Below are 25,790 nucleotides of genomic sequence, written 5' to 3' on the forward strand. Positions count from 1 at the left end.
CCTGCAAAAATTTGGGCTTTGCCCTCAATTTGTTGTGAAGGCGCCCCGGGGGGGCTCGGTTTAACGGTCAGTCCTGGTGGAGTTCCAGCAGCCATGTCTGCCCGATAAGGTCGTGGCCGAATGAATGGTGCTTCTCCTCATCGATCAACCGGAAGCCGGCAGCTTCGTAGATGCGGCGTGCTGAAATCAGTACGTCGTTGGTCCACAATTTGAGTTGGCGGTATCCCTTGGCCCGCGCCTCTTCAATGCACATTGCAACGAGTTCCCGGCCAATGCCCAAGCCACGTGCGGAAGGTTCGACATAGAGCAGCCGCAATTTGGCAACGCCTTCTTCATCGCCTTTGACGAGGAAGATCGACCCGGCGATCGCGCCATTATGTTCGGCTACCCACGCAGCCTCCCGCTCCGGATCGAAATGCGCGACGAATTTGCCGAAGATGTCGCAAACAAGCCCCTCATAGGTCCAGTCCCAGCCATACTCGGCATGATAAAGCGCCATCTGCCGGTGGATGATCCATCCGATATCGCCTGGCCGCAGGCCACGGTAGGTAACTGCATTCCGCTCAGCCTCGCTTGAATCGAGAAGCGCATGAATATGGCGCATCGCGGCGACGAGCTGCGTGCGCGCCTCCGCAGCGAGTGGCGCCAGCAGCCCTTCGATCTGTTGTTGCGAGCCGAGGTCCAGCGCGGCGAACGCTTTCTTTCCTGCCGGAGTCAAAGCGATCAAGCGGTGCTTGCCGTGTGCCGGACTGACGCGCACACCAATGAGCTTGCGCTTGGCAAATCGGGCGACAATCCGGCTGAGATGCGCCTTGTCCATCCCCAGGCTGCGACCGAGCTCGGCCGCGGTCTGCTCGCCATTATTGGCGAGTTCGTAGAGCACGCGCGCCTCGGCGAGCGTATAGTCGCTGGCCAGCAGGTGCTTGTCGAGAAGGCCGATCTCCTTGGTGAAAAATCGGTTGAACTGGCGGAATTCTTCGATGGCATTCATGGCTGGACCTCAATGTTGTCGGTGACAACATATAATGGGTCGTCGGCTTTAGGCAAGTGAGTTGCAACCGGAGGTATGCGGCATTGTCGTTCAACCGGTGATATGTTTAGTTTCGGTCCAAAAGGCGTGAAAGTGGCAAGCGTGGAAACAATCACCGATAAACCTCGGACCAGTGAGCAGAAGCCGCCGGTCGAGACCGAACTGAAACTGCTCGTGGCAGTCGAACGATTCGCTGCCTTTCGCGAAAGTGCCTTGCAGCGCCTGTCCGCGCGGAACAAGGGTATCATCCGCCGGCTCGACGCGATCTACTTCGACACCCCAGAGCATGCATTGTTCGACGCCGGACTGACATTGCGCGTCAGGCGCACCGGCCGGAGCTTCACCCAGACGGTCAAGCGCACGGCTTCCAACGGAGCCCTTTCGCGCCACGAATGGGAATCGCCAGTCCATGCGATGGCGCCCGATCTGGGTTCATTGCCGCTTCTGGAAATCGGCGCGCCATTCGACAAGCTTGATCCGCAATCGCTCGTTCCTGCATTCGCCACCAATGTTCGCCGGCACGCACTCATGGTCGATGTTCCGGGCGCCCAGATCGAGGTCGCTTTCGATGACGGGAAAGTCGAGGCAGGCGCCTGGCAGCAGCCGATTTCGGAAGTGGAACTCGAGCTGAAGCAGGGGCGCCCCGCGGCGCTTTATGAACTTGGCCTCAGCCTCATGGAAACCGAGCCGCTCCGGCTCGGCGTCCAGACGAAATCGGATCGCGGCTATGCACTCGCCTGCATCAAGACGCCCAAGGCGTTCAAGGCAACGCAGTCCGGGATCGGCCGCGACGATATTGTTGACGATGCCATCGCGGCTCTCCTGGCCAATTGCCACCAGCAGATTCTCGCCAATCTCGTTCCCGCCGAGCTCTCCGAAGTGCCGGATGGCGTCCATCAGTTGCGGGTGGGACTGCGCCGGCTGCGCACATTGCTTTGGCTGCTGCGCCACGAAATCGGCGCCCCGGCGCTGGCTGTACTCGAAGCCGAGGCCAAGCAGCTTGCCAGCAATCTTGGACCTGCCCGCAATTGGGAGGTCTTCATCTCATCGACCATCGCCAACCTCGAGACGGTCGAACTCGAAGATATCGACTTTTCCGGCCTGAGGATGGCTGCGCATCCCTTCAGGGACGAGGCCTATGTGAAGGTGCGTGAAGTGCTCGCCTCGCCGGGCGTCAATCGCTTCCTGCTTTCACTCGGTCTGGTGATCGAGCAGCGCAACTGGCGCAATGACATCAGCGCGGGAACCCTTGGCGTTCTGTCGGAGCCGGTGGGCAAGCTTGGTGCGCGCGTCCTTGGCCGCATCGAGCGCAAGGCGCTCAAGCTTGGCCGTCATTTCCGCCATTTGGCGCCCGAGCAAAGGCACAAAGTACGAATCACGCTGAAAAAGCTGCGCTATGCGCTGGAGTTCTTCCTACCGCTCTATGCGGGTCATGGAGCGACGGGCAAGTATCTGAAGCGCCTCTCGCATTTGCAGGATTCCCTTGGCGCCGAAAACGATATCGCGACGTCACGCGAACTGCTGCACCAACTCACCGAGGCAACGACCGATCCCGGCGTTCACCGCGCGATTGGTGCCGTGGCAGGCTGGCAGCGCTGCTATCAAATCGGCAAGGCAGATCAATTGCTGAGCGATTGGAAAAACTTCGAGCGCCAGCCGCTGTTTTCGGATTAGGTCTCATTGGGATGGACCGCTATTGTCGGCAGCAAAGCCGGTCCAGGTGGAATCGATATTCAGCCATGTGTTGGCCGGCTGCAGCGACTTGAAACCGACGCTGCGCGGCAAGGGGGCGGCCCCGCGATCAAAGCTGTTGCGATAGAGAATGGTATTGTATTTGCGCGAACTGCGCGGCGGCGCTTCCTTAAAATTTCCATCATAGGTCCACATCAGGCGGAAGCCATCGATGAACCCGAAGGGAAGGTTGGTAAACCTGTTCTTCTCAAACACCGTGCCATTATAGTCGGCGCCCTCGTAGCTCCAGCTTTCGTATTCGACGCCGATATGGGCAAGCCGATCGAATGTGTTGTTGCGGTAGATATTGCCGAGACCGCCCCAGACCCCGGCTGTTCCTGCATCCGTGAATGTCGTTCCGACATAGAGCCCACTATTGCTGTCGGAGATGTTGTTGTTCGAATATTGCAGGAAGTAGGGGCTGAGGCCCGACGTTGACGTCAATGCGACGGTCATCATGGCGTGGCGCATTTGCGAAATCCGGTTGCTGTCCACCACGGCATCGTAAACATTGCCGTAGAGCAGGACCGCCGTCGAATCCGAGTCGTGCTCGGCGTAGCTCGCGCGGCCTTCAAAGCTGTTGTTGTAGACGGCGATCTGCGATGCGGTGGCGGCGAATGCAAACCGGCTCGACCGGTCGGGAACGACGTTCCAGGGTCGGTCCAACATCGCCGTATTGGCTTTCACGTCAACAATATGGCGACGTTGCCCTGCGCCAGTGCCGCCGACGATCACCAGATCGCGGCCGCTCCGCTCATCGGTTGCAGCCAACTCGGCGAACGTGACGCTGGTCGGCGTCGCTCCGATGAAGCCATCCTTGAGCTCACTGCCGACCATTTCGAAGCAGATCTGTTCGCCCTTGTTGCAATCGACGGTGTTGCAGTCGTGCGGCGCGGCATTGTGGGAGCGATTGCCCTCCCAATACATGTTCCGAAGGTTGCCGAAATGCCCCTGCGCGACGAAGAAACGGCCAATGCCGTGGCCGTGGTCGCGGGTCTCATCGGCGTTGGCAAGATCGTTGCCGATCATCGAAAAGTCGCGGCCGCCCCAGAGCGCAGCAACCGATTCGCCATAGCCGGTCATGCGGAACCGGTTATTGGTCATGAACAGCTGGTTGCTGCTGCCATAAAATGATCCATTCTCGATAAGCTCGGAACCATCGATGTAGATGCCAGACGAACGGTCCGTTTCCAGCGCCGGAATGTTCCATGCAATGAGCCGCACCGATTGCAGCCGCAAATTCGAGACGGCGCCGAGGTTCATGAGCGGCTTCGAACCGGTATTGCCATTGGCGTCGAAGGTCAGCCGCTCGAACTGCACACTGCGCTCCGCCTGGTCGATCATGCTCGCGCCCGTATTGGCATCGAGCCTTATGACGGTCTGGTCCATGCCGTCGCCAAGCCAACGGACATTGACCGGTGCGGTCAGCGTGGAAGAAACGCGATAGGTCCCGGCGGGAAGATGTACCGTTGCGGGCGCGCTTGCTGCTGCAGCCTCGAGCGTCTCTTTGATAGCGCTGGTGTCGTCGCTGGTGCCGTTGCCTGTCGCGCCAAACGATTTTACATCAAGGATGCGCTCTTCCTGTCCCGCCCAGGGCGACTTGCCGAGTACCCGCAGCGGCAGCGGCCCACTCCAGCCGAAGCGGCCGCCATGGCCGTTATGGACCCAGACTTCGTAGGAGCCAGCCGCGAGATCCGGGACCTTGAACTCGACCCGGAAGGGGTTGACGGATGTGGGGGCGACGAACAGGCCGGGCGCGTTCGCAGGCTTGATGTAGATAAAGGCCGTCGACGTGCCGTTCATATGCGCAAGGTTGCGTCCGTAGAGCGAAATGGCCGTCCCAGCCGTTGTATTGTCCGGGCCGAGCCACCAGGCTTCGGTACGGTTGACGGCAAAGGGCTTGCCGCGCGCGCCGTCGCGTTCCGGCCAAACGAGATACATCGACCATGCCGGCAGGGAGGCGGGGAGCAGCAGCGTTGCTGCGCTCGCATCGGCGCGTAGCGGCCTGGACGAGGAGAGGGTGCCCTCGATTGCGGTGGGCGCCTGCGCGAAAATTCCAAAGCCGGTTTGCTTTTCCAGCCCGACACCCGTCATCGAGATGATTTCATCGGGTCCGGCAGTGCGCGAGATTTCGGCAATTGCGGGCGCGCCGGCGCCGGCGGCAAATACCGGTGGCGCAAAACGATCGATTTCGGGTGGCAAGGACGGTTCCGGGTTCGGAAGGGGAAAGCCAAAATCCGCCGGTTCTGCAGTTCCGGTGCCGGCCGCTGCCGATGCAGCGTTTCCTGCGGGGGCCGCAGCGGCGCCGGCCATCAGGCCCAACACCAATACGGAACCCGCAATCAGCGCCATGATCGACCGTGGAAAATGGCGCATGCCGAACTCCGCCCCCTGTTGTTCGTGCATGAAGCCAGAGCACGCGGCGATTTGATAGAAGGCGCTCGATAAATTGAACGTGATTGTTCGTGTGCAACAGAAGCGCGGCGAGGAGAAACTGGTGCCGCTTGCGTGACTCGAACACGCGACCCCATCATTACGAATGCCAGAATGCGCCCTTTGCGCAAGTTATCCACTTTTGTATGATGCGATATTATCTTAGGTAAATCAGCATCTTATTGCTGTATTGTGCTCGCTTGTGTGCCCGTACCTCTTCCCAAGTTTTCTATTTTATGGTGACACTGTGGTGACACTTGGAAAATTGAATGATGGGGTCGCAGTGCCGAAGCTCACAAAAACAATCATAGACAACGTCGAAAAACGAGAAAAGCCATACTTTCTTTGGTGCAGCGATTTGGCCGGATTCGGCGCTCGAGTGTTCCCCTCGGGCCGCATTTCCTTCTATGCCGACTATTACAACCAGGACGGTCAGCGAACGCGCATGTCGCTGGGCAGCTATGGCAAGCTCACGGTCGACGACGCCCGCAAGATGGCCAAGATCACTCTTGGCGATGTGCTGAAAGGCGAGGATCCTCATCTGGAGCGAAAGACCCGCCGGAAATCGCTCACTGTCGACCAGTTGTGCGATCACTATTTCGAAGCAGCGGACAAAGGGCTTCTCATAGGGCGAGGGGGCAAACCCAAAAAGAAGGCCTCCATTGATACCGATCGGAGCATGACGAGCGCGCATGTGCGGCCATTGCTCGGCAAACGACTGGTGATCGATTTGAAGCCGACTGATATCGTGAAGTTCATCCGCGACGTGACGGCCGGGAAAACAGCCAAGGAAAAGACACTGTCCGGTAAGCTGCGGGGGCGAGTACGGGTCTCGGGTGGCGGCGGTTCCGCAACACGCGCGGTTGCCTCATTCGGAGCAATACTATCCTACGCCGTGTCCGAAGGCGTCATCCCGACCAATCCGACACACGGCGTTAAGCGGCCGGCCATAGGTAAGCGAGAGCGCCGGCTCTCCCCTGATGAATACAAGGTGTTTGGCAAGGAACTGAGCGCCGCTGAGCACGACGAAACGAAGGCATGGCAGGGAAGCGCCATGCTGAGGCTCGCCGCTCTTACCGGCTGCCGCATAGGCGAGATTGAAAACCTCAGGTGGACCGAGGTCGATCTCTCGTTGGGTATCCTGCGCCTCGACGACACGAAGACGGGAAAGTCAGTTCGACCATTGGCTAAGGCCGCCAAGGCGGTGCTTAAGCGCCTCAGCCAGCAGGAGGGCAATCCCTTCGTGTTTCCGGCCGTCACTCTCGACAAAAGGCCTTATGCTGGGATCAAACGCTTCTACCGCGACATCTTCAAATCGGCCGGGCTAACTGACGTGACGCCGCACGTCCTTCGCCATTCGTTTGCCAGCGTCGGCGCTGACATTGGCTTTTCCGACAGCACAATCGGCGCCATTCTGGGCCATTCCGGAGTGGGCATCACAAGTCGCTATACACACCGACTGGACACGGTTCTGATTGCTGCCGCGGACAAGATTGCCAAAGAGGTTGAGAAGCAGATGCGGGGGCTGTGAACCTATTTCTGTTTTTTCGGGGGGTCCGCAAATGGATCGTCATCCGCTACCGGAACATACTCGGGTGTCTCATCCGATCGATAGGAAGACCAATTTTCGTCATCAAAAGGATCGGTCGCATCTTCGGCAGCATCGCCATCCCACTCATCAATCTGCGAAAAAACATTTGCGCGAAAATCAGTTGATGTCTTTATTTTTCCGTTGGCAACGTCGCGCAGGGTGGAATCCAGATCGTCAATAAGAGTGTCAATCTGTTGCTCGAAGTCGTTGCCGCGCTTCAGAAGCGCTACAAGCGTCGATAAATGACTGATCTTGGCCTCGAGAGTGGCGGGGGCTGGGAAGTGCCGCTCCAAGCACCAAAGAATTGCATCGTTCATAGACATGCCAGCCCGGTCGGCTTTGGATTTGATGCGCTCTCGCATTCCCGGCGGGAGGCGCAGTTGGAACTGATCATAGTCTTTAACTCTTGTCTGGCTCTTCACTATCCCCGGTCCTTTTCATTAATCATAGCAAGCATGATATATCGCGCTTGACTTAACCACAATTATCTCTCTTAATCCAATCATAGCATTAATGCTATGATAAGTTAGTCAGGTGGTTAACCCATGATGAATTTTGAACGTCCCCGCCTTCGTCGCACTGAGGTGCCGGCCTACATGCTGGAAAATCATGGCATCCCAGTTGCAGTCGCAACGCTTAACAAGCTCGCATCGACCGGCGGTGGGCCCGCCATGCAATACGCTGGGCGCATTCCACTGTATCGCCCGGAAGACCTCGACGCCTGGGCGGCTGAACGCCTTTCCCAGCCGGTGCGATCGACATCCGAACGGAGCGCAGCAGCATGAGCCGCACCGCTCAAACAGAAAAGCTCGGAGAGGCAGCAACCTCGTCCGAGCCATCGTTCTCAATTTCCCAGGAAGGAAAATGTCTATGAACACGTCGATTGATAGCACACATGCCCAGAACGTGACAATCGTCGAGGCATTCAAGGATATGGAATACGATATTAACGCCTTGGTCAGCATGGCGAATATCGCTGAAAATTTGTTCGAAGACCTGCAAAAATATCAAGAACTACTCTGCATCGAGAATGATCTTGCGTCATTCGCCTTTCACGACGCGACCAGCCGGGCAGAAGCGCTGAAAAAGAAGTATTTCGCTGCACTGGACCAGAAGGATGTGCACGCATGAGACTGTTCCGCGCTTACCTCGCCATTGGACTCCTCCACCTCGGCAACCGTTGTCACAGGATCGCCGACCGGCTCATCGATCGTATGGAAAGGAAGGGTTCATGACTGACCTTACTCCTCCCGAGCATGAGCATAGCGATATCGTCGACGAGGCGGCCCGCTGGTACGCCACCACCCCTCGCGACTTCAACACGCCCGGCGTCGTGCTACTGCGCGAACGTTTTGGCCTCACGGCCCTGCAGGCATGTGAAGCGCCCAAGATGGCCCATCTGATCAAAGCGAGGGCGTTATGACCCATAGGCAAAAATCCACGAAGGGGGCCGCACAGCGTGTCTTCGTTCCGTTGCCAAGGCAAGTCGAGGTGCCAAAGAATGCCACGACCCTGGCTCCGCGGGCACGTTTACCGATAAACTGGCCCAAGGAAAGCAAAGCACGGAAAGAAGCTTTCGAAGCCTGGCATGCCGTAGCCATGCAGGTCTGCAATCAAGCTGGCGTGAGCTTTCGGGTAATGGCCATTGTGGAGCGCTTCGTCCATTGGAATACAGGTACTTTCTGGGCGACAAACGAGACAATAGCGATGCGCGCCGGCAGATGCTCGGAGCGAACCATCAAGCGCGATATGGCGTCAATTTGCGCACTCGGACTGTTCATTGTCGAGCGAGGATGGAGGCGTTCGCGCAATGGAAAACTTGTTCGATCGAGGTTGATTCGGCTAGCTATACCCAAAGACCTTCCCGTCAAAACATGGATCCCCGGTGAGATTCATGGTGACACCAGTTGTCACTACGAATTGCTGCCGGTCGCGAACGATCATGGTGACACCAGTTGTCCAATTCATGGTGACACCAGTTGTCCCTTCACCCTTGAAGATACTCAAGAAGAGAGAGGCGATGATGCAGCTTGATCTTTTCACACATCGAAAGCCGGCAACGGTTCACGTATTCCCGCTCGCGCGTAGACGGAAACTTGTCACTGATGCAGCTGGGGCCTTGAACGCCAAAAGCTACTTGCAGGGCAAGTCGCATTGGACACGCCTTGTAAATCGGCTTTGGAAAGAAATGCATGCTTCTGGTCTCAGCGCCCCAATGATCGAAACCGAGATTGCTGCATTTGCAGATGCCGTCTCTCGTGAAGTTAATATTTGCCAGCATTACCGCGGCACGGATGGAGCGGCATGATCATCCTCAGAGCGAAAAACGAGCCGCGCAGCGGGTCGTGTGGGTTTGGGGGATCATCCCCCAATCAGGGGTGCGGGGGTGAGACCCCTGCATCTCGAAGAGAAATGACCGATGGCGGTGCCGCTTGACCTCGCCACTTGCCAAGCTAGACGGGATCATTGCCGAGCTACAGGTGCTAAGGGCGTCGCTGACACCCGCTTTGCCCCAGCAGCCGCGACGTGAGGATGAGATGATCGAAACTTGGTGCGCGGAGCAACGATTCGGCATTCCCCAGGATACCTGGAGCGCAAGGTAACGCGTTGATTGAGCGGATCGAACATCTTGAGCATGAGATGCTTCTCATCGAACAGCAGCTTGGCGTCAAAAAGCAGAAGCCGCGTTATCGGGTTCCTAGCGGGAGAGCTGATCAATGAACAATAAACAGTTCATCTACGAGGCCCTACTAGTGGACAGCCGGCATTTCGATGAGAAGTCGAAGGAAATGGTGCAGGCGTCCATCGATCGCATGATCGCGAATGGCAAAGGCCGCGAGACCATAGCTGCAACGTCGGCCGAACTGCAGGCCTTTACTGCGCTCCAAAAGGCGCAGGTATTGATCGAGCTCGAGCGAAACATACGTCAATACCTCAAGGACGAGGGCATGCTTTGATGGTCAAGTTGCTTAAGCCCCGCCTCGGTACCTTTGCACCACGCCTCGGCCCCACGCCTGGCGACAGTAAGGCGCGGGACAGACATCGAGAGAAAACTCAACACTGGCGCGCCTGGTATCACTCAGCACGTTGGCAGAAGCTCCGCCTGCAGATCCTCATCAGGGACAACTACACTTGCCGGCAAACAGGCGTGTTGTTGATTGGCAAGGCCCGATCCCCCAACAGCCCGGTGGTAGATCACATCATGCCTCACAACGGTGACGAGACGCTTTTCTTTGACCCTACAAACCTGCAGGCTGTGTCGAAAGAATACCACGACTCCGAGAAGCAGAAGCAGGACAGACGCAGGGGTCTGTTTGCATGAGCCGGCGGCAAATCTCTAGAAGCTGTTTCAAGCCGCACCCCCCGCACGCACAGAATTTTTCCTGCTGAAAAAAATCGGCCATCAATCTAATTGAGGTTTTTCCTGTCCGTGATAAGTGTTGAATGGCTGCTTTACCCGGTTGGGCCGCGTTGTATCGGCTCTGAGGCCGTACAAGACTATGCTCGAACGCGCTCGGAGAATCAGGTGGAGCAAATCGCTTTTAGTATCAAAGAGTGTGAGTGGAAGCAGCCGGTGCTGGTCGATGACAGGCTGGAGTTTTGGCTCGGCATCGTCGCCTATATGGACAGTTCGAAATCGAGCGGAGGGTTTGCGAAAGTGTCTTATTCTGCTTCGACAACCATCCTCTGTACCGATAGGAGGCAAGGCGCTTTGACGTTAAACACAGGCGTCGCAACTTCGGCATGAGCGATGTTTCCCGGCTCTTTTCGCCAGCCTAGCGCGAGAGAAAGTTGCGAGTTGTCCATCCCTACACGATACGGCGGTTCATTCGACGCCTTATTGCCCAAAAAGCATCCTAGTTTTGTAATTCGATTATGCAAACGGGAGGAGCCAGTGCCTGGGATAATTAAACACATTTCGAATTTGGTCCGCGGCGTTGGCTGGTCTAAAACGGCGGAAATTCTGTTAAAGCGAACATTGAAAGTCAACGCCGCAACTAGAGTTGGTCCTCATAAACTCCAGCTGCGTTGCCGAGATTCTGATCTTTTCGTCTACGGCCAGGTTTTCGGCGCCGAAGAATACTCCGTAGGAGAGCGGAACGAGCGTGCGCTCAAGGGCTTGATGCAAAGATCCGTTGGGAACGGGAAAACCCCTCTTATTATCGATGGTGGCGGAAATGTTGGCTATAGCGCGGTATACTTTGCAATAACATATCCTGGAGCCCACATTATAGCCGTCGAACCCGATCCAGTAACGTTCGCTATAATGAAAAGCAATTGCTCAGCCTTTAGCAATATCTCGCCCATCTATGGGGCGATTTGGAACCATCAAAATGGTGTGAGGCTTAGCAGTACTGCAAAGGCATCATGGTCTAGAACAGTTGAAAACGAAGGAACAACACCTTCTTTCACAATTGAAGCCCTCGTCTCCGAGATCCCCAATGCGGACCCTTTGATCCTAAAGCTGGATATCGAGGGCGCCGAGGCTGAGGTTCTTCGAAGTTCTGCAGCGGTCGTGAGCAAATTTCCCTGTATTGTAATCGAGCCGCACGATTTCATGCTTCCTGGAAGGAATACAATTTCGGGCTTATACTCCATTTTAGCTGACAGACCGATTGATACCCTCATAAAAGGCGAAAACTTGATGTTTTTTGATACACAAGTTCTCGGAACTGGCTAACAAGAGTTAATGTGATCCGCGACCCTGCAAATTTACGGCAAGCTGAGACTTCTTGCTAAGTGCTGGAGCTACGGGCCTCGAATTGGATCCGTTGTGTTTGCCATCAAGTCTGGAGGGTGTCTTGTCCCAGACCATTCTCGCTCTCAAATTTCGTCATGGCTTCATCGATTTCCTGCATGAAAGCAATCTGCTTCTCAAGGAAATTGATGCGCTCGGAGAACCGGATGAGAGTATGAGCTAGTTTGTCAACTGCCGTCTGATGTGTTTCACCTTCGTTCTGCATGTTCTCGAAGGAAAAAGCAGCGGCGGCAGCAGTGTCGTCGTATCGGCGGCGAAAGCCGCTTCGCTCCAGCTCAATTTCGGAAATGGCGCGCCTAATCGCCCCTCTGGCGTTGTGGAATCGCGTGATGTCCGTTTGACGATCCCTTTCAGGGTTCCTTGTACGGAAGCCGAATAAAGCCATCGATCACTCCCTGCTCACCCAACTGTCCGCAATGACGATACCATCGCTAGATAGAAATCCATCAGGGTCGGTTTCACTGCCGTGTCCTTGTCTAGGGATAATTCCTCCAATATTCCCGGATCTGACGGTATCCCCAGGGCACAGTTCGAAAAGAGTCACGATCATATGGCGTAGTCTCCGACGAGCAACCGTTGCAGGCGTGGCTGAGAATAATCCGACTGCAGTGCGTGTTTCAGCCGTTCCACCATCGAGCGATATTTGTATAGCATCAGACGATCGAATGTTAATCCGTGATAGAGCGCCTCGTAGAGCGGGTCGGACTTTCGCAAGTCGCGGTACACCCGGCTTTGAGCATCGCTCCATGGAAAGAACGTGCCATGCCATGGCTTTGGATGTGCCATATAGTGGACAATGGACAGGGAGGACATGTTCGCAAGATGGAGGAATTGTTTAGGGAAATTCCAACGATTCGACATCATGACGAGCGCGGAGCCGCCTACGTAGTTCAGCGCTCCCTGATCGTGCTTGCCTTCGCAGACCTCCGGTTGCTCCAAGAATATCTGCAGTGCTTCCGGCCCAATCCAACCGTTACGGTGAAACTTCAGCACGCCTGCATTGAAATAGGGTCTGTCTACTCCTGTGCGCAGGTAATCAATCACCGCCGTGTAGTCCCGGGCCGCAAAGAACTTTCCTTCCGGGGCGTTGGCGTTCTCGAGCTGGGACAAATCACTGATTACTTGCGTGTCGCCATCAAGATAGATGATCTGGGTGTAGTTGGCAGGCAGAACGTCGCCAAGGACTAGCTTGGCCATCGTGCTGATGCTGATGCGTCCCTGGAAAAACGTGGTATCAAGCTTTCCAAGCGCCTCTCGTAATGCGGCTGTGGCATCGACCAGACAGACCCGGCTAGTGGCAAGAAGGCCTTTCAGCTGTTCAAAATTGTCGAGGCCCTCCGACAGGAGGATTAAAACGTCGGTCGCTTCGCTGGTGAATTTTCGGGCCTGAAGCGCCGAAAGAATAGTCGGAAACGAGTATTCGAGATCTGTAACATAGACGACACATTGGCTATTCATGACACCACCTGCCTATAGTTGATTGCCGATGCGCTCGTGATTGCACGCATCAATATATTGTCGTATTGAAATGTGGTCCGTCATATTCTTGCCAATGCAAGCGTGAGCGCGCCCAGATAAAAGTGGCTGGTTGACGACGATTTTCGGGCGCTTAACTATGGCAAGTTGACAAGAGCCCTTTATTATCATCGGGCCGCTGTTGGCGGACCTGCACAGCGAGGGATAATGACGATACTGAACGGCGCTATTATCGTCGTGTTGATTTCGATCGCAGCCGGCAGTGCCGTCCCTGTCTGGGGTTTTGCAATCTTTGCTTTTCTCGTGTCGGCCGGCTGGGGGGGCGTATCTTACGCAGGGGGCTTTTCCCTGATTGCAGCGACGATCTATAGCATCGGCGTCCTTGTGCTGATGGAAATCTCGTATTTGGTGGGAGTCTTCGTGTCGGGACTTTGTCGCCGTGCACGCAAGGTTCCGAAAGATGGTTCGGTGGCCGATCCGGCGCAGGCGACAAGCAAGCACCGCCGTAGTTAAGGCCGAAGAAGGGATCATAGGGCAGGTCATCGGACAACGAGCATCGGCGATGCCTCCCGGGTACGCGCGCTTTTCGGCCATCCTCTCACAAATTGCGATGGGGGCTGCGGCGCTGCCAAGCAACCTGTTGCCAGTCCGGCCGTAATGCTGAACAGCAAGCCGAGATCAGTACCGCTTCCGGATATCATTGCCACAACGATCTGTGCGAACGACGCAAACACAGCAGCAATTCCGATCGCTCGGTGCTGCCGGTTACCGGATGGCTGCAGGCGTGCGGTAGTCAAGAGGCTGTACAGGAAGGCGCCAAAAAGCAGCGAGCCGCATAGTCCGACATTGGACAGCAAAGCGGCGATGAAGCTTGATGCCCGCACTGTCCCTAACCCTGCGCCGAAAGTCGAGGTGTCCACGAAGGAGATCAGTGCCAAGGTGTTCCATGCGGTGCGTTCTTCGCCCGATTGAGAATCGAGTTTGTCCGTGAAGGTAGCATCAACAAGTTCCGTAATGGTATTCCAGACATCTGGCATCTGCATGATAGTGGCGACTACACAGGGAACAATGAACAGCGTGATGATCAGGAAACTCGCATGGGGGCGACCGGCCCGGCCGCCGAGCAAACGTTTCACGCAGTAGAGCACGAGGATAGAGAGAACAAATAGAGCGCCAACATATGCCGTTGTCGATGTGGAGATCAGGATTGTGACGCCAATGGACACAGCCGCCAGTCCCGCCAGGCGGGTCGGAAAGCGTTCTAGCCAAAGCATGAACGTGAATGAGAAGAGGGCCAATGCGGCGCCAGCATACGTGCTTGCTTCGGGAAAGGAGCCGACAATGCGCTTAAAACCGGCGATCGTCTCGGCCGTATGCATCGTATAGTTGGCATTGCGTATGAAATCGAGCAACTGCGACTGGTCGGTCAGAAACGTCGCAATATCCACAATCGCCAGGACGACGCAGGCCATTGTCGTTACGACCAAGCTTCTTGCAATCACCGGCGCATAGCCGAGCCGAGCGAGCCCGCCGGCGGCGGCAAAACAGGCAAGGTCGCTGAGGAGATATATGGCCTGGGTAACATTGGACGAACCTGGCGCTAGCGGCGAGGCAACCGTCGACATTGTGCCCAGCACGTTGCGGGCTGAGGAATAAACCAAGGTGGTTCCGGCAAAAATCCGCGGCAGAAAGAAAGCCGTTGCGACGGAGAACAGGACATAGGCGGCAAACCAGAATCCCGGCCCCGGATAAGCAACACTGGCCAAGGATGCCTGAGCTTGGACGGGGCGCAGTGACACGCTTGCGATGAAAAAGAGGACCATAAGATGGCCAGGTTGGATGCTGGCACCGCCGAGCCAAGGTAGCTGGAGCGCGGCCGCGGCCCCGAACAGCGTCGACAAACACAGTGCCCCGATGGACAAGGGCGCTCCATAGGCAACACCGAACATGCCCAACAGCACGACAATATACCCAAGCGGTTCTATTATCATGCTTCACAATCCCATTTGGAAAGCAACGTCGCCGACCTCGTTGGTGCCGCTATGATGGGGCTAAGCCAGAGGACTCCCAAAGCTTCAATCACGGCCGCCGCCTCCTTCGATAGCGCTTGAAACATCAGCGCGAGATGGCGGGTCCTGTCGGGCCAAATTGGAGGCAACGGACTGCGACGAACTCGATGGCAGCGACGAAGACAACTCATCAGCTCTCGCGCCAACCCCGATTTCAACGAGGTCGTGCGGCAGCAAGGCAGTTGTCTCAGTTGCCTTTATATCGCGATTGGTCCCATCCTCACTGCGCCGTGTCACTTTGAAAGTCTTTTGTGCTTTTCCGAGGGGCATGGCGTCCGCTCCAGCCCGGGCTGGTTCGGCACTGTATCCCGCATGTTCGCCCAACAATTGTGCGACCTGCATTTCGACAGCGGCCTTTCTGATGGCCAGATCGGTCGCGTTCAGCTGTTGTTGGGTGTCGGAATTTTGCTTGTCAATGATCTTGGCCTTTTCGCGTTCGCTGTCTCTGAGCTCCTGGCGGGCTTTTGTCAGAGCGACTTCGATATCGAGCATCGCGCTTTGGGCGTCGGCCAGGTTTCTGTCCGAAGAAAACTGACGGGCATTGTTCGACAAGCCCTTGCGGGTAAGGCTGCTGACGGCGTCCAGCTCCTCCTGTGCAAGGGAGATCTGTCGCGTTTGCGTGACGACCTTGGCTTCGAGCGACTTGATTTCCTGGCTATAGAGGCGGCTGAGATCATCTGCTGCAGCGATCTGACTCTCCGCTTCGACACGCCGGAGCCGCATCAAATTGGCCTCTTCAGTCTTCAGTTTCTCAACATCGGGCGTACCCGCAAGTTCAGGGGGAATCGCGAAATCCTGTTGGCCAGCGGCCTCGGCCCGCAGACGCGCCTGTTGCATCAGCAGATCGCGCCATTTGAGGTTGGCGGCCTGATAGTCACCCGCTGCCTGAATGCGGTCGCGCTCGAAGTAAGCGGCGTTGCCTTCGCGTGGGCGCATGAAACCGCCCGCCAGGCTCACCGCCTTCATTACAGTCATATTTGTTTCAAAGGGGTAGCGCCCTGGGGTCTGCACGTATCCGGTTACAAAGATCGGGGCATGTTCTGCGATCTCCAAGGCTACAAATGGCTTTCCGGGAAGATTCGCATTTCCTGCCAACGCGTTAGCAATCTCGTCCGCTACTTTTTCAGTTGTTTTCCCTGCCGCCCTTATGTGTCCTGCTATCGGGATCGACAAACTGCCTGTGTCATCAACTTGATAGTCGCCCTGAAGCGCCTCCCAGCCAGTATATTGAGGGGTTTCAGAAGTTTGCCAATCGACAACACGCAATTTAACCTTGTCCTCGGTGACAAGCGTGTAAGGATCGGCGTGCGCTACTCCCCAAAAGGTGATGGAGGAAAAAACAAGCAGGACATGGCAGACAATGGCCAAGCTATCTGACACGATCCGAAATTTCGAGCGTGCTGGACAGGGCGTTGCGGTTGGCTGGCGATCGAGTTTGAGCGAAGAAATGCATTGCATGGCGTCTCCTACCTCCGCCTTGTTACGCTGGATAATGAATCCGTTTCCTGAAGCGGGAAATTATCGAATTTAAGGATCTTAGATGGATGCGCGCGCCCTCTAAGCAAATCCGCCAGAGCGATTATGTTACCGCTGATGCGCCCCCACCGATCGATTGAGCCGTCGCCAAACAGCGTGCCAAAAGCATTTGCTGCAATGTTGCGGCCCATTTGGGCCCATGCGCGAGTCCTCGACATGGTGCCCTTCCTGATGAGATAGGTGGGATTGGCAATCTGGGAATAACCAAGCCTCAGCCCAGGCTGGCGACCGGATTTGACTCCAAGATGAACGCCGTACGCGCCCTCGACACGAACGGATCGTCCGTAACGGGCCATGATTCTGCTGAAGTCGACGTCCTCGAGCCAGCCATGAAGTGGGAGCTGCTCGTCAAAGGCAAGGCGGTGGTGAACCACGCATGACAAGCGGATGACCATGTTACACCCGTAAGCGTTGTAAGTATCCGTGACCAATAAAGGCCGCTCGGCGGTGGTTGTAATGACTTTCAGCGCATCGGACAGGGAAATGCCCATACCAAGGATGCCATCGGCTAAGACCTCGCCCGTCGCGATCATCACATTTGGTTCCCGAGCGAACACAGCCTCCATGCGGGGTATGAAATGCGGGGCAGGGATGAAATCGTCATCGAAAAAGACAAGAATGTCGGCGTCGCGGACCGCTGCCTGGACAATCCGGTTACGCTGGCAGGTCAAGCCTCTTGCGCCAATCATGAGTACGACGCCGGGGCGATCGGCAAGACCAGCAGCATCGTCACTGTCTGGCACGCAAACGAAGATCGATTCGGGGCGATTTTCCAAGTTCGTAAGATAGTCGACAGTCGTTCGCAAAACCGTCGGGCGTCCCGCCGAAGCTATGCCAACGACAGTCCTGATCTGGGGGCCTGCGCGCTCCGCAGCAGGGACGAATGGCTCAATTGAAGCCCCTTGTCCGGTAATATCTGAAATAGTGACGGTCATGACTGCATTCTCAGCGGTGCCTTGTTGATGACAGCGCCAAGCACCTCGGCGCCAACATTGCGCAGACTATCGATTGCTCTGACTGCCTCATCGATGGATGTGCGCCCGTGCCAGGCAACGACCAAGACGCCATCCAGCACAGGTGCGATTGCATTGGCGTCGGGTGATTGAGACAAGGGCGAGATATCGACGAACACGGCGTCAAATACTTTTTTCAGGCTGTCGAAGTTCAACTGCGTGCGGTTGGAACTCAAGCGAATAGCTGGGGTAACCCCCTGCACAGTGCCGAGGGGGAGAAACCTCAATGTTGGTGTAACAGCCAACATTGCGTCATGAAGAAGGTGCGCATCTTCGAGAACGTCGCTAAGGCCAATCGTGCTGTGGGGCGCAATCGAACCGCTGAGGGACGATTTGTCGGCCGCCGCATCGATGAGAAGTGTTCGGGACCCCGATTTGGCGCACAAGAATGCAAGTTCGCAGGCTATCGTCGATGCTCCGCCCCCCCGATTGACACCGACAATTCCAATGACCACAACCTTCCGTTTACGCCGCAGCCCTACCATCGTTGCACTTAATTCCGCCATGCCCGGTATGAACGGATAGGTGATGGCGCTACCACTATCTGCCTCAGCAGCCACAGGCCCACCGGGTCGGCCCTTCCGGGTTTTCCCTGATTTCGCCAGTGATGTAACGAAGGGCAAGCCTGCTGCATCCGCAAACCGTTGCACCCGAATGATACGGCGGTCCCCGGCGTGGCGAATCATGCCAAGCATCGCGCCTGCACTCGCTCCCAACACCGCCGCAAAGCCGATGATGAGCGCACTGCGCGGCCTTGCCTTGGAAAGCGGCGAGGTTGCCGGTGAGACGATCGTGGCATCGGATACGGGATCGGATATTCGCTGCTTGGCTTCGGAATATTGCGTAAGAGTATTTTCATAAAGCGCGCGGCGGGCCGCAGCCGCACTTTGCAGTTGGACGAGCTTAAACTGATCACGCGGGCTGCTCTTGAAGTCGGCAAGGTCGTTGGCAGCATCGGTTAGTCCCCGCTGTTGCTCGACCAGGAACTTTTCCAGCCAATCGCTATACTGGTGAGCGGCCTGGGCCTTCATAAGAACGTTTTTCCGGATGTATTCGCGCGCAACCGTATCGGCAATTGCCACAGCCTTCCTGGCGGTGGATGCGGAGGCCGATATCTCGAGGATCATCGAACGCCCGATCTGACGCATCGCCACGTTGTTTTGTAATCTTGCGATGGCGCGATCTGATTTGTCAGTTGCCCCTGAGGCAGGGCCTGTCGTCCCACGCGAATCCCGATCGACGGTCAAACTGCGCGCCAGCCAATCCTTTCCGATGTCAAGCAGCGACGGTGCACTGCGGGCAAAATCGGGATCGTTGACAAGGTCGAGCGATTTCGCCGTTGCACCGAATACGTCGTTGGATCTAGCAATTTCCAACTGGGCCTCCAAAAATGCGTCTTCGGCGAATGCCTTTTGCGCTTCAGAACTGTTCAATTGAGGAGAGATGTACAGCTGTGTGGTCGCAATATAGGTGGGCTGGGCAGTCAGGACGTAAATCACGGCCCCTGCGAGGAAGATGCTGGTTGTAATGACAATCCAACGCCACCGCATCCGTAGGAAAAACTGAATGTCCCGGAGAGTCAGCTGCGAGCTCTCCCCTGTGCTCGCGCTGGGCAAGGATATCGATGAAACACCGCTGAATGTGTGGCTGGAAGTCATTTCATTGTCATCCAATCGCTGGTGCCCATCTGCGCCGCAAAAAAACGGTGAGAACTCGACAGGAAGAGGGGCGTTCTTCCTGGAGCTGGGGTTAGTAGGATCCGCGGTGTGAAAACAGGACTGGAACCGTCTTCGCCATGATCACAAAGTCCCAAGCGAGCGACCAGTTCTGCAGGTACTGAACATCAAGACTGACACGTTGCTCGTAGCTGACATCGTTACGTCCGTTGATTTGCCAGTGCCCCGTCAGGCCTGGACGGCCGGCCATATAGGACGAAGCGTGCTCTCCATAGAACGGGAGTTCCTCAGAGGTGATCGGCCGTGGGCCCACAAGACTCATCTCGCCGCGCACGATGTTGATCAGCTGTGGCAGTTCATCGATGCTCGATTCACGAAGGATCGCGCCAACGACGGTAATCCTCGGATCGTTCTTTAGCTTTCTGGTAGCCTCCCATTCCATCCTCGCTGTTGGATTGGCTTTCAGCAATTCCGTGAGACGAGCGCCTGCATCTTGTTTCATCGTGCGAAACTTGAGACATCTAAATGTACCCCCGCCCAAGCCAACCCGGCTGTGAGAATAAAACACCGGGCCACCATCACTAAACTTCACGATAAGCGCGACTATCAGGAGAAGCGGCGACAGCAGTAGCAGCGCGGTACTTGCTAAAATAACGTCTACAAAACGCTTGGACGATTTGCCGATCGGTTCAGATATAGACGCTCGCTGGCCGTTTCCTTGTACGGTCTTTTCGACACCTGACCAGGATTTGCCTACTTCAATTCGCTGTGCTTCCCACGTCATGAATCGTCTCCCAGAATGATCCGGTTAGAAGCAGAGTTTGATGCAGCGCAACAGGGTTGTCTGTGACCGGGGTCATAATCGATGATAAAAATTGATGCTACTAATGCAATCAAACCACAGTAAATACCCCAATAGCTCAGCCAAGACTAGATTGCATTTGTTCTATGAAAATAGTTAGGCTTGGTCCAGTAATATTAAATGGATCTTTAGGAGAATTAAAAATAGTGGACTTATAAGTTAGCCGCTTTGATGAAATGTATTTTCGAATTTGGTGCAAGGATGAATGAAAATATTTGTTGGAGAACAGAGGATGAACGATAAAAGCCAAATCTACGAGGATCCAGTTCGCTCTGCTTATCCGACCATACTGCCACTGGAAACTTATCAGCGCGATCGCAGACAGGACTTGCTCAATACTGGTCTTGACCGTGTGGTCATTATTGATGACTACTCCACCGCTCGAGGTGGAGCGACCGCGCTGTCGCTGCTTTCTGCCAAACTCTTTCGGGGCCTCGATATCTCCGTGACTTATATTTGCGGCGACGACGGCGTGAATCCAGAGCTCGCCGACATCGGGGTCTCTGTCATGCCACTTCACGGCCGCGATCTGATGAACGCCGAACGCACCAAAGCCTTTTTTTCCGGCATCTACAACGTTTATGCGGCACGGATGATCGCAGCGTTTATTCTTGCAAACGACACTCCGAACACGGCTTATCACGTTCACGGTTGGTCCAAGATCCTATCGCCTGCGATCTTCAATGCGCTGGTGCCTGTGGCCAGACGATGTGTGGTGCACGCCCACGATTTCTTCATGGCTTGCCCCAACGGCGCGTTCTTTGACTACCAGGCGCAAGAGACCTGTATCCGACGTCCGCTTAGCATTAGCTGCATGGCGACTGCCTGCGACAAGCGAAGCTATCGGCACAAGTTGTGGAGAGCGGCCCGCAGCTCGAATATCGTCCGCCTTCTGAGAAATCGTGGCGAATTCGGCAGAATTATTCTGCCGCACGAAAAAATGGCGAGCTTCTTCCTCAAGGCCGGCTATCGGGCCCAGCGCCTGAAAACAGTCCGGAACCCCGTCACTAGACTTTCTGCCGAACGCGTTTGTGCGGAGAGCAATGACGAGTTCATATTTGTCGGTCGCCTTGACGAGGAAAAGGGCGTGGAAGACGCTGTGGCAGCAACGCGCAAAGCAGGCGCGAGGCTATGCGTGGTTGGCGACGGGCCTCTCATGAAGCGGGTCGCAACGGCTGGAGAACATGTGAGGGCTCTCGGGTGGAAGTCGCATGCGGAGATCGGACCGATCATTCGCCAGGCGAGCGCACTTTTAATGCCCTCGCGCTATCCTGAACCCTTTGGCCTCGTCGCGATTGAAGCTGCCGCGTGCGGTGTCCCCGTCATAATGTCTGAAAGTGCATTCCTGGCCGAGGAAATGGTGACTGCAGGCATAGCCCTTTCCTGCAATACGCAGGACGAGCAATCCTTCTCAGACACTTTGACGACGTTCCGGCGAATGCCAAATAACGAGGTTCGCCTGATGAGCGAGCGGGCTTTCCGGCTGTCGCGGAACCTCGCATCGACGCATGAAGAATGGCGCGACGCTCTTCTCGCGCAATACAACAGCCTGACTTCGGAAAGCAAGGGGCTCCGGCTGTCGGACGCTCTAATTTTATCGGGAGCCTCGATATGACCTTCAACGCGAGATCACCCCTGCCGACAGCAATGCCGTTTCTGGCAGATACACAAACGGTGGCAAAACGTTCGGCCGGCAAAATCCGCAGCCAAGGCGACACCGAGCATCTTCGCGTGGCCATTGTGCATTATTGGCTCGTATCAATGCGGGGCGGCGAGAAGGTTGTTGAGGAACTTTGCCGAATGTTTCCGCAAGCCGATATTTTCACGCTTGTATGCGACCCGGAGCGGCTCAGCGACCGCCTGAAAAGGCGCAACATTCGCACCTCCTTTCTGCAAAAGATTCCCGGCGCGAAACGGCACTACGCAAAGATGCTGCCGCTGATGCCGTTCGCACTCGAGCAATTTGATCTGCAGGATTACGATCTGGTGCTGTCGAGCGAATCTGGGCCAGCAAAAGGCGTTATCACGCGCGCCGATGCCCTTCATGTTTGCTATTGCCATTCGCCGATGCGTTACATTTGGGATCAATTCCATGTGTACCGACGTGGCCTTCCGTGGCTGGGTCGGGTATTGATGTCCGTCACTGCTCCAATATTGCGTGCGTGGGACGTGACCACCGCTTCAAGGGTAGATGTCTTCGTGGCGAATTCCGACTACGTGGCGAGCCGGATACGACGCTTTTACGATCGCGGTGCTGCGGTCATCCATCCACCAGTTGCAATCGAAGATTTTGCGATTCAAGAAGGCAAGGGTGAGTTCTATCTCTATGCGGGGCAGCTGACGGCCTACAAGCGCGCCGATATTGCCGTTCAGGCCTGTACCGAAACCGGCAGGAAATTGGTCGTGATAGGCGAGGGTGAGCAAGTGGGTTTCCTGAAGTCGATCGCCGGACCCAATGTCGAATTTCTCGGCCACCAACCCTTCCACGTCCTCGGCGACCATCTCGCACGGTGCAGGGCTCTGTTGTTTCCCGGAACGGAAGATTTCGGAATCCTCCCCGTCGAGGCCATGGCATCCGGGCGCCCAGTTTTGGCTTACGACGCTGGCGGTGCACGGGAAACCGTCTCATCCCCCCATGTCGGTTTTCGCTTCGCACCGCAGAGCAAGGAAGGCTTGATCGAAACGATGGCAGCGTTCGAGGCGGTCGAAGACGATTTCGATCCGCGTGCTATCCGCGCCCATGCCGAGAAATTCGCCTCAGCGGTATTCCGCAATCAGCTCAACGCCTTGATCGAGAATGAGTTGTCCAGGCAAAGGGAACCTTCCGCTCATTCTTTGCGAAGGTGGCACAGCTGATGGCCTGCACATCCCGCGGTCGGGGCATTGTTGATCTTGATAGGACCCGGGGTGTGCTCGCACCCGTTCGCAGGTCCGTGAGATTGGCAGCTTTTTCGCCATCCATTCGCTGGTACAATCGACGAGGTTAGCCGTGTCAAGCGTATCGCACCGGACCGCGATGGCGAGTTTGTGGACCATTGGTGGAAAACTACTTGCCCGAATGCTGGATTTCGTAAGTCTGCTGGTGCTGGCGAGACTTCTAAGGCCGGAAGATTTTGGCCTGGTCGCCATAGCAACGTCGGTGTTGGTAATCGTCGAAGCCATTCTCGACCTTCCGCTAAATCAGGCTTTGATCCGTCAACCTGCCCTCACAGATCGAATGCTTGACACCGCCTTTACCCTGAGCGTCCTTCGGGGATTGGCCATCAGCCTCACAATGGTCATCATCTCCTGGCCGATTGCTTTTTTCTATGGCGACCCACGACTTGTCTCGCTTGTCGCCGCTCTTTCTATCGCGCCCTCCATGCGCAGCCTCATCAGTCCTCGCATGGTACTTTTCATGCAGCGTTTTGATTTCAAACGCGAATTCGCCCTGGATATCGTTACTAAGGCAGCGTCCCTCGTGTTCGCATTAACTGTTGTCTTGAAGACTAGCAGTTATTGGGGGTTGGCTGTAGGAGCGATCGCGGGGCCATCTGCCGCGGCCGTTACCTCGTATATCTTTGCACCCATGCGTCCGCACTTGACCCTGTCTGAATGGAGCCGCTTTCGGGACATGATTGGTTGGAACACCGTCTCTCAAGTCCTGAGCTCCATTAACTGGCAATTGGATAGGCTACTGCTTCCCCGCTTTACGAGCCTATCCACGTTTGGCGCTTTCAGCGTGGCCGACAATCTTGCCGGAATTCCACACCAGACATTTGTGGGACCATTGATGCGACCCCTGATGGCCGCGTTTTCGAGTGTAGGAGAATATCGCAAACTGGAGACGGCCTATCTTAAAGCGACAAGCGCCATCACGTTGGTCGCTGCTCCCGTTCTTTTAATTATAGCCTTTCTTGCCGAACCGATCGTGCGCATCACTGTCGGGGAAAACTGGTCCCTTGCAGCGCCGATCCTACGATGGCTCTGTGTCGTCAGCCTAATTGGTCTACCATCAACCATGATGCCCGCGCTGGCCATGGTAATGGACAATACACGCTACGTCGCATTGAGAATGTTAGTGGAATTCGCCATAAGAGCTCCCGTGACGCTCGTGGCCCTAGCCTATTTCGGCCTTGTGGGAGCCATCGTTTCTCGGCTCATGGCCATGTTCGTGGCCTATGCGGCGTCAATGCTCATCGCAAAACGGCTGATTGGAGTGACGTTGGGCGCACAACTCAATGCCTTCGTTAGGCCACTAGCCGCCAGCTTGCCAATGATCGGCTTTCTGGCCTGCGTGCAGCCCATCCTGGCGTCCCTGCCGGTTGGCTTCAATCTTGTCGGAGGTTTGGCACTGTGCGGTGCCGCTGCTCTGATGATCTTTTGGGCCTGTGCCTTGGTGATTTGGCAACGCACCGAAAGACCCGATGGCCTTGAAGCCATCGTTGCTAAGAAGCTTTCGCCGCTGAAGAAGAGAGCGATCACACCATGATCGAAATAAGTAACGTTCGCTTAGCCTGGGAGGCGAAAAAGATGCATAGCTCTCTGTCCGCAAAACGGAATATGATTGTTGCTGCCTTCATTCTCCTGGTCGCGATGAACGAGCCCGCCAGAACGCAGGAGCAGATCGACATCGCCAAGTTCGAGATGACGTTCGAGGAAAACTTTGACCAATTGAACGTATCCGCCTGGGGCGAGAATGGCTCGCGATGGATTGCTCACACACCTTGGAACGGCGATTTCGGTGATGCCCGTTTCACCGACCCTTCGGATGGATTTCCCTTCACCGTTGATAATGGAATCCTGCGTATCGAGGCCAACAAAGGACCCGATGGAAAATGGCGTTCGGGCCTTCTGGCGTCAACCAATCCTAAGGGGCAGGGCTTCTCGCAGCAATTCGGTTACTTTGAGGCGCGCATGAAATTACCACCAGGCAAGGGAGTCTGGCCGGCCTTCTGGCTGATTGGGATCGACCGTTCGAAGCTAACCGCAGAAATTGATGTGCTGGAATATTACGGTAGGGCTCCCTACGAATTCAGTAGCGGATATCACATATGGCGCGCGAGTCACGGTGGTAAAGATTCTACGGACGGCCATTGGACTACGGTTGAAGGCGGAACATTAAGCACCGAGTTTCATAACTATGGCGTAGAAATTAAACCGGATAAAACAACGATCTACCTTGATCGCAAGTCCATATGGAGTTTCGCTACCCCGGGCGAGTTCCATATGCCATTCTACCCCTTAGTAAATCTAGCGCTGGGACCGGGATGGCCTCTGGACGAAACGCCAAACCCGTCCTATTTGCTCATCGACTACATTCACGTCTACAAGCGAAAGGCGCCAGTTACCGAGCGGTGACCTTACCGCTGGACGATGAGCGCCAACTTCCCTCTTGTTGCGACGATCCGCGGAAAAGGAACGGCGATTTCGCCGAGTGCAGCATCCGGCTCATTCGCGGCGCTTTTGCCGCGACGGTGACGTTTTCGCACCGTCGCGTTCCGACTGATAGTGTAGGACCGATGCCGCATGGCTAGTCGGACTAAAGTCCGATTTCGGGACGAAAAATATTTGGTAGAAATCCGCAAGAACAATACCTGCAATTTCGGTCGTTGGCCGGCTTTTGCATTGGAAC

The 25,790-nt window shown here is 55.8% G+C and carries 24 protein-coding genes; 14 read left to right on the top strand and 10 right to left on the bottom strand.

From position 1 onward, the window contains the following. Window positions 1-67 precede the first annotated feature (67 nt). Window positions 68-991, bottom strand: coding sequence for a bifunctional helix-turn-helix transcriptional regulator/GNAT family N-acetyltransferase (locus AC1DNI_RS03915; protein WP_477690880.1), 924 nt, complete (start codon window positions 989-991; stop codon window positions 68-70). A gap of 141 nt (window positions 992-1,132) precedes the next feature. On the opposite strand from AC1DNI_RS03915, the gene AC1DNI_RS03920 reads away from it, so the two are divergent. Next, a complete protein-coding gene (locus AC1DNI_RS03920; protein ID WP_477690881.1) occupies window positions 1,133-2,704 on the top strand; it encodes a CYTH and CHAD domain-containing protein in 1,572 nt (523 codons plus the stop codon). 3 nt (window positions 2,705-2,707) lie between these two features. Here AC1DNI_RS03920 and AC1DNI_RS03925 read toward each other — a convergent pair whose 3' ends face one another. After that, entirely contained in the window at window positions 2,708-5,137 is a 2,430-nt protein-coding gene (locus AC1DNI_RS03925; protein WP_477690882.1) for a glycosyl hydrolase family 28-related protein, read from the bottom strand. A gap of 340 nt (window positions 5,138-5,477) precedes the next feature. Here AC1DNI_RS03925 and AC1DNI_RS03930 point away from each other — a divergent pair, with 340 nt between their 5' ends. Beyond that, window positions 5,478-6,725 (top strand): tyrosine-type recombinase/integrase, encoded by a 1,248-nt coding sequence (locus tag AC1DNI_RS03930; RefSeq protein WP_477690883.1) that lies wholly within the window; start codon window positions 5,478-5,480, stop codon window positions 6,723-6,725. A gap of 2 nt (window positions 6,726-6,727) precedes the next feature. Here the strand turns inward: AC1DNI_RS03930 and AC1DNI_RS03935 are convergent, their stop codons facing one another. Then, window positions 6,728-7,207, bottom strand: coding sequence for an Arc family DNA-binding protein (locus tag AC1DNI_RS03935; protein ID WP_477690884.1), 480 nt, complete (start codon window positions 7,205-7,207; stop codon window positions 6,728-6,730). Between the two features lie 123 nt (window positions 7,208-7,330). On the opposite strand from AC1DNI_RS03935, the gene AC1DNI_RS03940 reads away from it, so the two are divergent. From AC1DNI_RS03940 to AC1DNI_RS03970, 7 genes are all read left to right on the top strand, one after another. Then, complete coding sequence (locus AC1DNI_RS03940) at window positions 7,331-7,570, top strand: hypothetical protein (protein ID WP_477690885.1); 240 nt, start codon at window positions 7,331-7,333, stop codon at window positions 7,568-7,570. 85 nt (window positions 7,571-7,655) lie between these two features. Further along, window positions 7,656-7,916 carry a hypothetical protein gene (locus AC1DNI_RS03945; protein WP_477690886.1) on the top strand — a complete coding sequence of 87 codons (261 nt, stop codon included), beginning with the start codon at window positions 7,656-7,658 and terminating at the stop codon, window positions 7,914-7,916. A 100-nt stretch (window positions 7,917-8,016) separates the two neighbouring features. Then, window positions 8,017-8,208, top strand: a complete 192-nt coding sequence (locus AC1DNI_RS03950; RefSeq protein WP_477690887.1) for a hypothetical protein — start codon at window positions 8,017-8,019, stop codon at window positions 8,206-8,208. A gap of 68 nt (window positions 8,209-8,276) precedes the next feature. Further along, window positions 8,277-8,819 carry a hypothetical protein gene (locus AC1DNI_RS03955; protein WP_477690888.1) on the top strand — a complete coding sequence of 181 codons (543 nt, stop codon included), beginning with the start codon at window positions 8,277-8,279 and terminating at the stop codon, window positions 8,817-8,819. Beyond that, window positions 8,806-9,093, top strand: a complete 288-nt coding sequence (locus AC1DNI_RS03960; protein ID WP_477690889.1) for a DUF6074 family protein — start codon at window positions 8,806-8,808, stop codon at window positions 9,091-9,093. Before AC1DNI_RS03955 ends, AC1DNI_RS03960 begins: the two co-directional genes overlap by 14 nt. A gap of 409 nt (window positions 9,094-9,502) precedes the next feature. After that, on the top strand, window positions 9,503-9,742 hold the full coding sequence (locus AC1DNI_RS03965) for a hypothetical protein (RefSeq protein WP_477690890.1): 240 nt from the start codon (window positions 9,503-9,505) through the stop codon (window positions 9,740-9,742). Between the two features lie 938 nt (window positions 9,743-10,680). Further along, window positions 10,681-11,466: an FkbM family methyltransferase gene (locus tag AC1DNI_RS03970; protein WP_477690891.1), complete on the top strand. Its 786-nt coding sequence runs from the start codon at window positions 10,681-10,683 to the stop codon at window positions 11,464-11,466. A 103-nt stretch (window positions 11,467-11,569) separates the two neighbouring features. Here the strand turns inward: AC1DNI_RS03970 and AC1DNI_RS03975 are convergent, their stop codons facing one another. Together AC1DNI_RS03975 and AC1DNI_RS03980 are read right to left on the bottom strand one after the other, a co-directional pair. Then, window positions 11,570-11,929 (bottom strand): hypothetical protein, encoded by a 360-nt coding sequence (locus AC1DNI_RS03975; RefSeq protein ID WP_477690892.1) that lies wholly within the window; start codon window positions 11,927-11,929, stop codon window positions 11,570-11,572. Between the two features lie 161 nt (window positions 11,930-12,090). Next, window positions 12,091-13,002, bottom strand: a complete 912-nt coding sequence (locus AC1DNI_RS03980; protein ID WP_477690893.1) for a glycosyltransferase family 8 protein — start codon at window positions 13,000-13,002, stop codon at window positions 12,091-12,093. Window positions 13,003-13,227: 225 nt separating this feature from the next. Between AC1DNI_RS03980 and AC1DNI_RS03985 the strand changes: the two genes are divergently transcribed. Then, the gene (locus AC1DNI_RS03985) at window positions 13,228-13,533 is read left to right on the top strand and encodes a hypothetical protein (RefSeq protein ID WP_477690894.1); all 306 of its coding nucleotides are present in this window, start codon (window positions 13,228-13,230) and stop codon (window positions 13,531-13,533) included. Between the two features lie 26 nt (window positions 13,534-13,559). Here the strand turns inward: AC1DNI_RS03985 and AC1DNI_RS03990 are convergent, their stop codons facing one another. From AC1DNI_RS03990 to AC1DNI_RS04010, 5 genes are all read right to left on the bottom strand, one after another. Continuing rightward, window positions 13,560-15,011 (bottom strand): hypothetical protein, encoded by a 1,452-nt coding sequence (locus AC1DNI_RS03990; protein WP_477690895.1) that lies wholly within the window; start codon window positions 15,009-15,011, stop codon window positions 13,560-13,562. Window positions 15,012-15,095: 84 nt separating this feature from the next. Continuing rightward, a complete protein-coding gene (locus AC1DNI_RS03995) occupies window positions 15,096-16,547 on the bottom strand; it encodes a polysaccharide biosynthesis/export family protein (protein ID WP_477690896.1) in 1,452 nt (483 codons plus the stop codon). 8 nt (window positions 16,548-16,555) lie between these two features. Then, entirely contained in the window at window positions 16,556-17,560 is a 1,005-nt protein-coding gene (locus tag AC1DNI_RS04000; protein ID WP_477690897.1) for a glycosyltransferase family 2 protein, read from the bottom strand. After that, complete coding sequence (locus AC1DNI_RS04005; protein ID WP_477691474.1) at window positions 17,557-19,296, bottom strand: GumC family protein; 1,740 nt, start codon at window positions 19,294-19,296, stop codon at window positions 17,557-17,559. Before AC1DNI_RS04005 ends, AC1DNI_RS04000 begins: the two co-directional genes overlap by 4 nt. A 91-nt stretch (window positions 19,297-19,387) precedes the next feature. Further along, a complete protein-coding gene (locus AC1DNI_RS04010; protein ID WP_477690898.1) occupies window positions 19,388-20,098 on the bottom strand; it encodes a sugar transferase in 711 nt (236 codons plus the stop codon). A 310-nt stretch (window positions 20,099-20,408) separates the two neighbouring features. Here AC1DNI_RS04010 and AC1DNI_RS04015 point away from each other — a divergent pair, with 310 nt between their 5' ends. The 4 genes from AC1DNI_RS04015 to AC1DNI_RS04030 all read left to right on the top strand — a co-directional run bounded on the left by AC1DNI_RS04015 (window position 20,409) and on the right by AC1DNI_RS04030 (window position 25,516). Then, the gene (locus AC1DNI_RS04015) at window positions 20,409-21,791 is read left to right on the top strand and encodes a glycosyltransferase family 4 protein (protein WP_477690899.1); all 1,383 of its coding nucleotides are present in this window, start codon (window positions 20,409-20,411) and stop codon (window positions 21,789-21,791) included. Continuing rightward, on the top strand, window positions 21,788-23,032 hold the full coding sequence (locus AC1DNI_RS04020) for a glycosyltransferase family 4 protein (protein WP_477690900.1): 1,245 nt from the start codon (window positions 21,788-21,790) through the stop codon (window positions 23,030-23,032). Before AC1DNI_RS04015 ends, AC1DNI_RS04020 begins: the two co-directional genes overlap by 4 nt. A 133-nt stretch (window positions 23,033-23,165) precedes the next feature. Next, window positions 23,166-24,647 (top strand): lipopolysaccharide biosynthesis protein, encoded by a 1,482-nt coding sequence (locus tag AC1DNI_RS04025; protein ID WP_477690901.1) that lies wholly within the window; start codon window positions 23,166-23,168, stop codon window positions 24,645-24,647. A 104-nt stretch (window positions 24,648-24,751) separates the two neighbouring features. Then, complete coding sequence (locus tag AC1DNI_RS04030) at window positions 24,752-25,516, top strand: glycoside hydrolase family 16 protein (protein ID WP_477691475.1); 765 nt, start codon at window positions 24,752-24,754, stop codon at window positions 25,514-25,516. The last annotated feature ends 274 nt before the right edge of the window (window positions 25,517-25,790 follow it).

The organism is Phyllobacterium sp. 01N428 (genome assembly GCF_056399405.1).